Consider the following 12,558-nt stretch of genomic DNA (forward strand, 5'->3'; position numbering starts at 1 on the left):
ATCACTACGCGGTGAGTAATTTACTATTTTATAATAGCGTTACCCCAGATAATATAAATTTATAGGTTCGTTATGTATTTTTTACTTCAAAAAGTAATTTTACCAAACATTGATCTATGCACGGAAGAGCAGCTTTATTTCAGAACTCAGGGCGGGAAGTATAACTATACCTCACGTAACTTACTTGTTCCGCGTCATAAGGTTGCATATTTTGATACTTTTTTTAATGCATTCTCAATTAAGAAATGGAAAAAATATACAACCTTAACATCACTTTTTTTGCGGGTTAATATAATTGGTCGCGGAACTATAACTGTAAGGCATAAAGAGAATGGTGTCATTAGAGTATTAAAGCAAATTGATTTTAACTCGTCATGTAATATTAGTGATGAGATTGAAATTGATATATCAAAAATAAATTTTGGATATATCTATGTGGAGTGGCAATCAGACGAAGACTCTGTTTTAAATGGATTTGAATTTCTGACTAAAGATCATGTTAGTAAATCATCTATGGCTTTAGTTATAACAACTTATAATAGAAAAGAAGCTGTTACTAAAACAATCAATAGAATTAATAAAACACTCTTAACCCAGAGCGAATTTAAAGATCGTTTTAAATTGATTGTCGTTAATAATGGCGAGGCGATTAATCACCCGTCAGGAAACGGCATTATGGTTATCAATAATGAAAACCTCGGTGGGTCAGGCGGGTTTATGAGAGGTTTGATAGAGGCAGGGAAAATCAACGATATCAAACATGTCATATTTATGGATGACGACGGCTCATGTGAAATTGAATCGATTTGTCGAACTCATGCTTTTTTACTGATGGCTAAAGACAAAAATACAGTTGTTACTGGCTGTATGCTTTTTGAAGATAACCCGGCAATCATACATGAATCTGGTGCCATATGGCATAGAGATTTTTTACATTACCCGGATAAACATTATCTGGATGCTCGGGAAATAGATTCTTTAGATACTTTTGATAATGAAAGAAAAATAGGCTACGGTGGATGGTGGTTTTTTGCCTTTAATATTAACGCTATTGAATATTACTCATTTCCTTTCTTTGTTCGTGGTGATGACCTGCTATTTGGATATATGCATAAAAAACATAATATTGTCACACTTAATGGTGTGGCTTCGTGGCAAATGGATTTTGAAAGAAAAATATCGGTTCTAAATAGCTATTTGAACTTCAGGACTGTTGCTGTACCTGCATTAATTAGTAAAAGAAAGTTTGCTGCACTACTGTTAAGTGTTTTCTTTGTGCGGGAAGTCTTTCTTGCGAGTTTTTCATGCCGCTATGAACTTGCCAGAGCAATGATTATGTCATATAACGATTGTCTTTCTGGACGGGAGTTTTGGGAAGATAATGTAGATCTTCTGGAGATAAGAAAAAGAATTAATGCAATAACTCATAATGAAAAATTCAATGTAGAAGGTATTGATATTGTTAATGGTTGTGTTGATTACCCATGTTCTGGTAAAGAAAAAGCCATCTACAAATTTTTTAGATGCATAACCCTTAATGGACACTTAATTCCAGCTTTCTTTTTAATTAAAAAACCAATCGTGGTTGATTATCGTCATTATCACCCTACTAAGTTTTCATTCCGGAGAATTACTATCTATCATTTAAATATAGAAAGTGGCAAATTATTAAAACTTACTCACTCAAAAATGGAGTTTTTTAAAGTTATTATTAATGGTTTGTTTACGGCAGTCAAAAATTTTTATCGGTTTAAATCTGCAAAAAAAGAGATGAAAAATAGTTTGCCCTATCTTACCTCAAAGCTCTTTTGGTATAAAAAATTCAATAAAAAATCTGAAGATAAATATTAAACATGATGTAAGTGGTGTTGATGAGAATTATACCGATTTTTTAATTATATGACTATGATAATCTTAGGTATGGTTCTGTTGCTACACCTTATCTGGTGTCAGTCTAATAAAACATTATAATCCTTACCCAATGTCAGCATTCATTCATAGGGTGTTAATTTTTATATATACCGTAAAACACGAAATCAGAATATGGAAAAGAGTCTTTTAGTTATTGTCCGACATAAACCTGGGCGTACTCGTCTATTAATGCGGGCCTTGCAATCCATTAATGACCAGACGTTCAAAAAAATAAATATCATCATTTTCTGCATGGAGGAAGAATTGAAATGTCACAATGTGGATGATTTTTATCTGAAAGAACTGTCAAATATATATAGTGTTATCTACGACGAAAACTGTATCTTTAATGCTATTAAGATGTCTGAATCTAATTATTTATGCTTTATGGATGATGACGATTCCTGGGCCCCTGAATATGTGTCAAGGCTACTCAGTGTTTTGGCGAATATACAGTCAACGTATTCATCTGTAAATGCAATAGCATGCCATACAAATAAAGTTGCTGAGATTGCGGAAAATAATAGAATAATTATAAATTCAACGCAACCATGGAACCACTATTTAAATGCTGGCCCTGTTAGTTTTGATGTTATTTATTACAGGAATTCTATTCCACTTTCCTCGTGTTTATTCGATAAAAATTCTGTTATCGATGTGATTGAAAGTCATAAATTATCCTCTCCTGCATTTTTCTGGCCTTTTTTTATTCATTACTTGGCAGAAAATGATGTTTGGATCTTACCTGAAGCACTGGCATTTTATCATTTCAGAGAAAATGATGACTTTGAATTTGGCAATTATACCGTAATTAACAATGAGTTATTTGATATAGAATGCAAAATTGCAGAAAATAAAATGATGAGAAGTATTGATGACTCATCATTGCTCAATGTGTTACTTTCAAATATTGCTAACAATAGTCTTTTTCATAAAATTTCTTATATTGAAAATAAGATTAAATAAAATATGGATATGAACTTTAAAAAATACAAGACCGTAAGCTTTGATATCTTTGATACATTGGTTAGCCGGAGGATTTACCGTCCCAGAGATTTGTTTTCATTAATGCAATCAACTTTAGCAACTGAGAACTTTTTTATATCAGCGTACGAGATTGGTATTGTTGATAATTTCCCAGAGATAAGAGTTCAGGCGGAAGTAAGTGCCAGAGAGAATAGGGTCAGGCGTTTTGGCGGCGAGCCGGAAATACTCATATCTGAAATATACGATGAAATTTTAAAAAAGCATCCGCAGCTTTCACCAGCGACAGTAAAAAAGATAATCGATCTGGAAATACAAATGGAGAAGATTGTTTTATATAAAAATGCGTGTGGAAGCTGTTTGTTTGAAAAGGCTATTAGTGATGGTTGCAAAGTCATTTTAATTAGTGATATGTACCTTCCATCAGCAATATTAAAGGAGTTGTTAACATCATGTGGCTATGATATCAGTAACATTCCAGTTTATTCATCTGGCGAAGAGCGGTACTCTAAAAATAGTGGTAAATTATTTTCAATAGTCAAGAAAAATGAAAATGTAGATATTGCATCGTGGATACATGTTGGCGACAATGTTCATGCTGATATTCTGAATGCTAAAAAACTCGGCATAAATACTCTCCATGCTGATTGGTCAGAGTATAATCATGGGATATCTAATCATTGGAAAGCTAAAGATATTATTGGTGCATCTATTTGTAAGACTTTATTACTTAAACAAGTTTCTGCTTTCCATCAAAATGATCCTTTAAACGAGATAGGATTTAAAGTATTTGGTCCGTTATTATTAGGTTATGTATCCTGGTTAGCGAATCAGTTAAAGATTCATAAAATTGATAAAGCGCTTTTTTTAGCACGCGATGCTCACTTAATCTATAAAATTTATAATGAATACTTTTCAGAAGAACATGTAAAATGTGAATATTTATATATATCCCGCGCATCAGCTTATATGGTGGGGATGACTGATTGGCCGATGCACAGGATTTGGCATCTTTTTGGTGGTAAGAATAAGAAAAGTATTAAAAAGATACTTGCTATCGCGGGGTTAGATGCGAGTGAGCATATTTCAGATATACATCAAGTTGGTTTTCCTGACGAGGAGTATATTCCTGTTTCAGGAGAGGAACATAAGGTTCACTGGCTTATAAATAAATTATTTCCATATATTTTATTAAAAAATACTCAGCACAGGGAAGTTTACGCTGATTACTTTAAAACGGCCTGTGAAGGTTATAAAAATATAGCACTTATCGATGTAGGATGGATGGGTAATATTCAATCAGTATTTGCTCGTTCTTTAGGTGCGCAATGGGCAGAAAAACAAATACATGGGTTTTATTTGGCAACTTTTGCTGGCGCCAATGATAACCGATCTATTTATAATAAGATGTTTGGTTGGCTAACCAACTATGGCCATCCCCACGATAAGTGTGATCTTTTCTTATCAGGAGGGGTGGAAATAATGGAGTTCGCTATGGCTGACAATACTGGGTCAACAATTGGCTATAAAAAAACGGATAATGGAATAATTCCTGTACGTGAAGATAGCAGTGGTTCTGAAATTGAGTATTTAAAAAAAGCAGCAAGATTGCAATCAGGGATTATTTCTTTTTTTGAGTACGTCAAACCGCTCATACAAAAAGGAAATTATGCAGCACTTAGTAGTGTTGTATTGTCAGAACCTTTTTTTGAATTGATAGCCAGACCCTCAAGCGCTCAACTGGACGCCTTATCTTCCCTCACACATTCAGAGTCCGCGGGATCTAACGCAGAAAGAATCGTGCTAGCCAAGAAACTGCCTTTAAAGGATAAACTTTTTCCCGGAGAAAATTATATCAAAGAGTTGAATGCCAGTTATTGGAAAGAAGGCTTTAAAAGGATCAACAGAAAAAAATTTTGGGCAAAATATAACTAAGCGTCATTTAATTCCGGTAGGCAGACAATCATTATTGGGCGCTCGCCCGACAAGGGCTGAGTCGATTATGCCCTGGCGCGATCATGTTAACCCTGACGGGGAAGTGGTCTCGTGCTGCGATAATGTTATTATCACTGGATACCACCGCCTGTTTGTCCATCCGCTGTGGATGTTCATTATGGCGTTCGATGTGCATTCCAGATAGTCAGAGGCGGTGTAGTCCATTAATCAACTGTTAACAAAGGATATTATCATGCCTGAAGGCCCGGAAATTCGTCGTGCGGCGGATAATCTGGAGGCGGCAATCAAAGGCAAACCCTTAACCGATGTCTGGTTTGCCTTTGCACAGTTAAAACCGTATGAATCGCAGCTTACCGGTCAACTTGTTACCCGGATAGAGACGCGGGGAAAAGCGTTATTGACCCACTTTTCAAATGGCCTGACGCTCTACAGCCACAACCAACTCTATGGCGTATGGCGGGTGATCGATACTGGTGAAATACCGCAGACCACGCGTATATTGCGCGTCAGGCTACAAACGGCGGATAAAACTATTCTGCTTTATAGCGCGTCTGATATCGAAATGCTGACAGCAGAGCAGCTCACGACGCACCCCTTTTTACAGCGAGTCGGTCCGGATGTGCTGGACGCGCGTCTCACTCCGGAAGAGGTTAAAGCTCGATTGCTGTCGCCGCGTTTTCGCAACCGACAATTTTCCGGACTGTTGCTGGATCAGGCCTTTCTGGCGGGATTGGGGAATTATCTGCGCGTTGAAATCCTCTGGCAGGTAGGGTTAACCGGACAGCATAAAGCGAAAGATCTCAACGAGGCGCAACTGAATGCGCTTTCTCACGCGCTGTTGGATATTCCGCGCCTGTCCTACACGACTCGCGGTCAGGCGGATGAAAACAAGCATCATGGCGCACTGTTTCGCTTTAAGGTTTTCCACCGTGACGGCGAAGCGTGCGAGCGGTGTGGCGGCATTATTGAAAAGACAACACTGTCCTCACGCCCGTTTTACTGGTGCCCGCATTGCCAGAAATAGCCGGAACCGCCATCGGCGAGCGGCTATTGCCTGATGGCGCGACGCTTATCAGTCCTACAAAGGTTGTCTGGGCGCATAGGTTGATATAAAACGGGCCACTGCTGGCCCAGTTAACAGAATGCTGAACAGCCGTAGGGTTTGCATTGCCATGATGAGCGCCATATCGGCACTGCTTCCTGCCGCGATCGCGGCAACCGTATCCAGACCACCGGGACTGGTGGCGAGATAAGCCGTCATAAAATCAATCTGCATGTAGTAAGCCATTCCCCACGCCATCGCGGCGCAAATCGCCATCAGCGCGAAAATTGACAATAAGATTTGCGGCAATGGCCGCAGCGCCATAAAAAACACCTGTCTGTCAAAACCCAGCCCAATACGCCAGCCTATCGCCATATACGCCACGGCCAGCAGCCATTCGGGTAATTCAATTTCAATGATGCCTTGCGAATGGAGAAGCGCGCCTGCCAACATGGGGAGCAGCATCGTGCCAGAAGGGATACGCATCAGGCGACCGGCAATGCCCGCCACGATCGCTAATAGCAGCGTCGTCAATAAATTACCGCTAAGCGGCGGAAACCAGCCCACCTGTTGGCTGACCGTTGCCGCGCTGTCGCCGAGTATCAGGCGTGTCACCAGCACCGCCGCGCCAGCCACAAACAGTACCCGTAGATACTGCATAAACGCCACCAGGCGGATATCCGCCCCGTAATCTTGCGCCATCGCTACCATTGCCGCCGCGCCGCCCGGCGAAGACCCCCATGCGCCGGTGTTGCCGGGCAGCGAGCTGTAACGTACCAGCAGCCAGCCGACTACCGCGCTGGAAAGCAGCGTCACCAGCAACACAAAAAGCACGACCGGCCAGTAGAGGGCGAGGGTGGTCAATATCGAACCGGTTAGATTTTGGGCGATCATACAGCCGAGAATCGCCTGCGCGGCGAGAAAAATACCGCGAGGAAGTTGTAGCGTGCTACCTCGCAAACTCAACACGATACCCGCAATCATTGGACCGAGCAGCATCGCCGCCGGAAGGTGCAGCCAGAGAAAAATAAGGGAAATGAGCAGCGATAACAGGAACAACAAAAACCACTGCAGAATCGGCATTCCATGCTCCCTGAATGATATTTAGCGAAACCTTAATTAATCATAGAGAGTAACGGGGTAAGAATAAAATAATGAGGATAAGAAAAAAGGGAAAATGTACCGGATGGCGAGGGTTGCGTCGCCATCCGGTTGTCAATTAACGCTTCAGCGCCGATTTAAAATCGCGTTTATCGTAGCCGGTATACAGCTGACGAGGACGGGCGATTTTCATGCCGTCAGTGTGCATTTCATTCCAGTGGGCTATCCAGCCAACGGTACGCGCCATGGCGAAGATCACGGTAAACATCGAAGATGGAATGCCCATCGCTTTCAGAATGATGCCGGAGTAGAAGTCTACGTTCGGGTACAGTTTCTTCTCGATGAAGTACGGGTCGTTGAGCGCAATGTGCTCAAGCTCCATCGCCACTTCCAGCAGATCGTCTTTGGTGCCCAGCTCTTTCAGCACTTCATGGCAGGTTTCACGCATCACGGTGGCGCGCGGATCGTAGTTTTTGTAAACACGGTGACCGAAGCCCATCAGGCGGAAAGAATCATTCTTGTCTTTCGCACGGCGAACAAATTCCGGAATGTGTTTAACAGAGCTGATTTCTTCCAGCATTTTCAGCGCGGCTTCGTTGGCGCCGCCGTGCGCGGGTCCCCACAGGGAGGCGATCCCGGCGGCAATGCAGGCGAACGGGTTGGCGCCGCTTGAACCTGCGGTACGTACCGTTGACGTAGAGGCGTTCTGCTCATGGTCAGCGTGCAGGATCAGAATACGGTCCATCGCGCGCTCCAGTACCGGATTCACTTCATAGGTTTCACACGGCGTGGAGAACATCATGTTCAGGAAGTTACCGGCGTAGGAAAGGTCGTTGCGCGGATAAACAAACGGCTGACCGATGGAATATTTGTAACACATCGCCGCCATGGTCGGCATTTTGGACAGCAGGCGGAACGCCGCGATTTCACGGTGGCGCGGATTGTTCACATCCAGCGAGTCGTGGTAGAACGCCGCCAGCGCGCCAGTAATCCCGCACATTACCGCCATCGGATGTGAGTCGCGACGGAAAGCATGGAACAGGCGAGTGATTTGCTCATGGATCATCGTATGGCGGGTGACTGTCGTTCTGAACTCGTCATACTCTTCCTGCGTCGGTTTTTCGCCGTACAGCAGGATGTTACAGACTTCCAGATAGTTGGAATCGGTAGCAAGCTGGTCAATCGGGAAACCGCGATGCAACAAAATGCCTTCGTCGCCGTCGATGAAGGTGATTTTAGATTCGCAGGATGCGGTAGAGGTGAAACCAGGGTCAAAAGTAAAAACTCCTTTTGAACCGAGACTACGAATATCAATAACATCTTGACCGAGTGTACCTTTTAGCACATCCAGTTCAATAGCAGTGTCACCAGTAAGGGTGATTTTTGCCTTTGTATCAGCCATTTACGGTCTCCTTAGCGCCTTATTGCTTAAGACTGCCGGAACTCAGACTTGCCTTCTCCACGTCATCTTCCTCGTCGTTAGTGCAGGGAAGATTCTGTGTATGCATCAATCAACCGTTACCAGTTTGTTATTTGGCTCGCCGCTCTGTGAAAGAGGGGATGACCTGGGTACAGAGCAATGGGCGCTTGCAGGTAACGGCTTGATTAATTTCGAATTAGCAGCAAATCAGGAACGTAGCAATCCGAGTAATGTAACCTGTCTATCACTAATAACTGTCCTGAAAGAATGGGTCAATATCATTGTACTGTTGCATAACTTATTAACAGGTGAAAGAGTGACCCCATAACTTTTACGCATTATATGCTTTTTCTGGTGTCGTTTGTAACAATTTTGTTTAATGTTTGTCAAATCAGATGATTGAAAATTAAAAAAATGTTGTTATCGTGACCTGTGTCACTGTTCAGGATAAAACCCGACAAACTATATGTAGGTTAATTGTAATGATTTTGTGAACGTCCTATACTGCCGCCAGGTCTCCGGAATACCCTGCAATCCCGAGCCACCCAGCGTTGTAACGTGTCGTTTTAGCTACTGGAAGCAGTGTTTTACATGACGCGCAGTTATAGAAAGGACGCTGTCTGACCCGCACGCAGACCGGAGGAAGGAAATCCCGTCGTCTTTCTGGCTACAGGTAGATTCACCTCTGTAACCGAAGTCTTAAGGGAATAATAAGAACAGCATGTGGGCGTTATTCATGATAAGAAATGTGAAAAAACAAAGACCTGTCAATCTGGATCTACAAACGATTCGGTTCCCCATCACAGCGATAGCGTCCATTCTCCATCGCGTATCCGGTGTGATTACTTTCATCGCCGTCGGCATACTACTGTGGCTACTGGGCACCAGCCTCTCTTCTCCGGAAGGATTCCAGCAGGCCGCCGATATCATGGACGGCTTCATCGTTAAATTTATCATGTGGGGCATCCTTACCGCGCTGGCGTATCACGTCATCGTGGGAATTCGTCACATGTTAATGGATTTTGGCTATCTGGAAGAAACATTCGAAGCGGGTCAACGCTCTGCCAAAATCTCTTTTGTTATCACTGTCGTGCTTTCACTTCTCGCAGGAGTCCTCGTATGGTAAGCAACGCCTCCGCATTAGGACGCAATGGCGTACATGACTTCATCCTGGTCCGTGCTACCGCTATCGTTCTGACGTTATACATCATCTACATGGTGGGTTTTTTCGCCACGAGCGGCGAGCTGACCTTTGAAGCCTGGACCGGTTTCTTCTCATCGGCCTTCACCAAAGTCTTCACCCTGCTGGCGCTTTTTTCCATCTTGATTCATGCCTGGATCGGCATGTGGCAGGTGTTAACCGACTACGTTAAACCACTGGCAGTGCGTTTGATACTGCAACTCGTTATCGTTGTTGCGCTGGTGGTTTACGTCATCTATGGATTTGTTGTGGTGTGGGGTGTGTAATGAAACTGCCAGTCAGAGAATTTGATGCTGTTGTGATTGGTGCCGGTGGCGCAGGTATGCGCGCGGCGCTGCAAATTTCCCAAAGCGGCCAAACCTGTGCGCTGCTCTCGAAAGTCTTCCCGACCCGTTCCCATACCGTTTCCGCGCAGGGCGGTATCACCGTGGCGCTCGGCAATACCCATGAAGATAACTGGGAATGGCACATGTACGACACCGTTAAGGGGTCGGACTACATTGGTGACCAGGATGCCATCGAATATATGTGTAAGACCGGACCGGAAGCGATTCTGGAACTGGAGCACATGGGGCTACCGTTCTCCCGTCTTGATGATGGACGTATCTATCAGCGCCCGTTCGGCGGCCAGTCGAAAAACTTTGGCGGCGAGCAGGCGGCACGTACCGCGGCGGCGGCTGACCGTACCGGTCACGCCTTGCTGCACACGCTGTATCAACAGAATTTGAAAAACCACACCACGATTTTCTCCGAATGGTATGCGCTGGATCTGGTGAAAAACCAGGATGGCGCGGTGGTGGGGTGTACCGCACTGTGCATCGAAACCGGTGAAGTGGTGTACTTCAAAGCCCGCGCAACGGTGCTGGCGACCGGCGGCGCAGGCCGTATCTACCAGTCCACCACCAACGCTCACATCAACACCGGTGACGGTGTCGGTATGGCGCTGCGTGCCGGTGTCCCGGTGCAGGACATGGAAATGTGGCAGTTCCACCCGACCGGCATCGCCGGGGCGGGCGTGCTGGTGACAGAAGGCTGCCGCGGCGAAGGCGGTTACCTGCTGAACAAACACGGCGAGCGCTTTATGGAGCGTTATGCGCCGAACGCCAAAGACCTTGCGGGTCGTGACGTGGTGGCGCGTTCCATCATGATCGAAATCCGTGAAGGCCGCGGCTGCGACGGTCCGTGGGGGCCGCACGCTAAACTGAAACTGGATCACCTGGGTAAAGAGGTGCTGGAATCTCGCCTGCCGGGTATCCTGGAGCTGTCCCGCACATTCGCCCACGTTGACCCGGTGAAAGAGCCGATTCCGGTTATCCCGACCTGCCACTACATGATGGGCGGTATTCCGACTAAAGTGACCGGTCAGGCGCTGACCGTGAACGAGCAGGGCGAAGATGTGGTGATTCCGGGGCTGTTTGCGGTAGGCGAAATCGCCTGTGTATCGGTTCACGGCGCCAACCGTCTGGGCGGTAACTCACTGCTGGATCTGGTGGTCTTTGGCCGTGCGGCGGGGCTGCATTTACAGGAATCCATCGCCGAGCAGGGCGTGCTGCGCGACGCCAGCGAGTCTGACGTTGAAGGTTCTCTGGAGCGCCTGAATCGCTGGAACAATAACCGCAATGGCGAAGATCCGGTGGCTATCCGCAAAGCGTTGCAGGAGTGTATGCAGCATAACTTCTCCGTATTCCGTGAAGGCGACGCGATGGCGAAAGGGCTTGAGCAGTTGAAAGTGATCCGCGAGCGTCTGAAAAACGCCCGTCTGGATGACACGTCCAGCGAGTTTAATACCCAGCGTGTTGAGTGTCTGGAGCTGGATAACCTGATGGAAACCGCCTACGCCACTGCCGTATCAGCCAACTTCCGGACGGAAAGCCGCGGCGCGCATAGCCGCTTCGATTTCCCGGAGCGTGATGATGCCAACTGGTTGTGTCATACCCTGTATCAGCCGCAAACGGAATCCATGACGCGCCGAAGCGTCAATATGGAACCGAAACTGCGTCCGGCGTTCCCGCCGAAGATTCGTACTTATTAATTGCGGAGACAGGATGATGAAACTCGAATTTTCGATTTATCGTTATAACCCGGATGTCGATAACGCTCCGCGTATGCAGGATTACACCCTGGAAGGCGAAGAAGGGCGCGACATGATGCTGCTGGATGCGTTAATCCAGCTTAAAGAAAAAGATCCCAGCCTTTCTTTCCGCCGTTCCTGCCGCGAAGGTGTGTGCGGTTCTGATGGTTTGAATATGAACGGTAAGAATGGTCTGGCCTGTATTACCCCTATTTCGGCGCTGACTCAGCCGGGTAAGAAGATTGTGATTCGCCCGCTGCCCGGTTTGCCGGTGATCCGCGATTTGGTGGTAGACATGGGGCAATTCTACGCACAATATGAGAAGATTAAGCCTTACTTATTGAATAATGGGCAAAATCCACCGGCTCGTGAGCATCTGCAGATGCCGGAGCAGCGTGAAAAACTCGATGGGCTGTATGAATGTATTCTTTGCGCCTGTTGCTCAACATCCTGTCCGTCATTCTGGTGGAACCCGGATAAGTTTATCGGTCCGGCGGGTCTGCTCGCGGCGTATCGATTCCTGATCGATAGTCGTGATACCGAGACCGATAGTCGTCTGGAAGGGATGAGCGATGCATTCAGCGTATTCCGCTGTCACAGCATTATGAACTGCGTCAGTGTATGTCCTAAGGGACTAAACCCGACGCGCGCTATCGGCCATATTAAGTCGATGCTGTTGCAGCGTAGCGCATAAGTAGTTGTAGTGGTTGCCGGATGGCGACGTACCGTCTTATCCGGCCTACAGGCGCAATCCCGTAGGCCTGATAAGCGCAGCGCCATCAGGCAATAGAAGTGCAGGAAACCTCTAAAAACTGCCATATGATTAGTAATAATCGAGATGTTCAGAGCGAGACAAGGCGCGGTCTGAACGA

The 12,558-nt window shown here is 45.6% G+C and carries 12 protein-coding genes; 10 read left to right on the plus strand and 2 right to left on the minus strand.

Annotated features, from left to right (window positions below):
- Window positions 1-72 precede the first annotated feature (72 nt).
- The 5 genes from EOS97_RS17310 (at window position 73) to nei (ending at window position 5,875) form a co-directional block, all read left to right on the plus strand.
- Window positions 73-1,851, plus strand: a complete 1,779-nt coding sequence (locus EOS97_RS17310; protein ID WP_000273747.1) for a glycosyltransferase — start codon at window positions 73-75, stop codon at window positions 1,849-1,851.
- 192 nt (window positions 1,852-2,043) lie between these two features.
- Window positions 2,044-2,877, plus strand: a complete 834-nt coding sequence (locus EOS97_RS17315) for a glycosyltransferase family A protein (RefSeq protein WP_001800477.1) — start codon at window positions 2,044-2,046, stop codon at window positions 2,875-2,877.
- A 57-nt stretch (window positions 2,878-2,934) separates the two neighbouring features.
- Window positions 2,935-4,830: a glycosyl transferase gene (locus EOS97_RS17320; RefSeq protein WP_077906550.1), complete on the plus strand. Its 1,896-nt coding sequence runs from the start codon at window positions 2,935-2,937 to the stop codon at window positions 4,828-4,830.
- A 67-nt stretch (window positions 4,831-4,897) separates the two neighbouring features.
- On the plus strand, window positions 4,898-5,035 hold the full coding sequence (locus EOS97_RS17325) for a hypothetical protein (protein WP_001145917.1): 138 nt from the start codon (window positions 4,898-4,900) through the stop codon (window positions 5,033-5,035).
- Window positions 5,036-5,083: 48 nt separating this feature from the next.
- Window positions 5,084-5,875: an endonuclease VIII gene (nei, locus tag EOS97_RS17330; protein WP_001113967.1), complete on the plus strand. Its 792-nt coding sequence runs from the start codon at window positions 5,084-5,086 to the stop codon at window positions 5,873-5,875.
- Between the two features lie 54 nt (window positions 5,876-5,929).
- Here nei and EOS97_RS17335 read toward each other — a convergent pair whose 3' ends face one another.
- Together EOS97_RS17335 and EOS97_RS17340 are read right to left on the minus strand one after the other, a co-directional pair.
- Window positions 5,930-6,976: an AbrB family transcriptional regulator gene (locus tag EOS97_RS17335; RefSeq protein WP_001122035.1), complete on the minus strand. Its 1,047-nt coding sequence runs from the start codon at window positions 6,974-6,976 to the stop codon at window positions 5,930-5,932.
- 136 nt (window positions 6,977-7,112) lie between these two features.
- Window positions 7,113-8,396, minus strand: coding sequence for a citrate synthase (locus tag EOS97_RS17340; protein WP_127836183.1), 1,284 nt, complete (start codon window positions 8,394-8,396; stop codon window positions 7,113-7,115).
- Window positions 8,397-8,496: 100 nt separating this feature from the next.
- On the opposite strand from EOS97_RS17340, the gene EOS97_RS26795 reads away from it, so the two are divergent.
- From EOS97_RS26795 to sdhB, 5 genes are all read left to right on the plus strand, one after another.
- Window positions 8,497-8,742 carry a hypothetical protein gene (locus tag EOS97_RS26795; protein WP_001539488.1) on the plus strand — a complete coding sequence of 82 codons (246 nt, stop codon included), beginning with the start codon at window positions 8,497-8,499 and terminating at the stop codon, window positions 8,740-8,742.
- Between the two features lie 393 nt (window positions 8,743-9,135).
- Complete coding sequence (gene sdhC / locus EOS97_RS17345; RefSeq protein ID WP_000263340.1) at window positions 9,136-9,540, plus strand: succinate dehydrogenase cytochrome b556 subunit; 405 nt, start codon at window positions 9,136-9,138, stop codon at window positions 9,538-9,540.
- Complete coding sequence (gene sdhD / locus EOS97_RS17350) at window positions 9,534-9,881, plus strand: succinate dehydrogenase membrane anchor subunit (RefSeq protein WP_000254356.1); 348 nt, start codon at window positions 9,534-9,536, stop codon at window positions 9,879-9,881. Before sdhC ends, sdhD begins: the two co-directional genes overlap by 7 nt.
- Window positions 9,881-11,647 carry a succinate dehydrogenase flavoprotein subunit gene (gene sdhA / locus EOS97_RS17355; protein WP_000775561.1) on the plus strand — a complete coding sequence of 589 codons (1,767 nt, stop codon included), beginning with the start codon at window positions 9,881-9,883 and terminating at the stop codon, window positions 11,645-11,647. The genes sdhD and sdhA overlap by 1 nt, the downstream gene beginning before the upstream one ends.
- A 16-nt stretch (window positions 11,648-11,663) precedes the next feature.
- Window positions 11,664-12,380: a succinate dehydrogenase iron-sulfur subunit SdhB gene (gene sdhB / locus EOS97_RS17360; protein ID WP_001537859.1), complete on the plus strand. Its 717-nt coding sequence runs from the start codon at window positions 11,664-11,666 to the stop codon at window positions 12,378-12,380.
- The last annotated feature ends 178 nt before the right edge of the window (window positions 12,381-12,558 follow it).

Source organism: Salmonella sp. SSDFZ54, from assembly GCF_004010735.1.
Classification (GTDB): Bacteria; Pseudomonadota; Gammaproteobacteria; order Enterobacterales; family Enterobacteriaceae; genus Salmonella; species Salmonella enterica.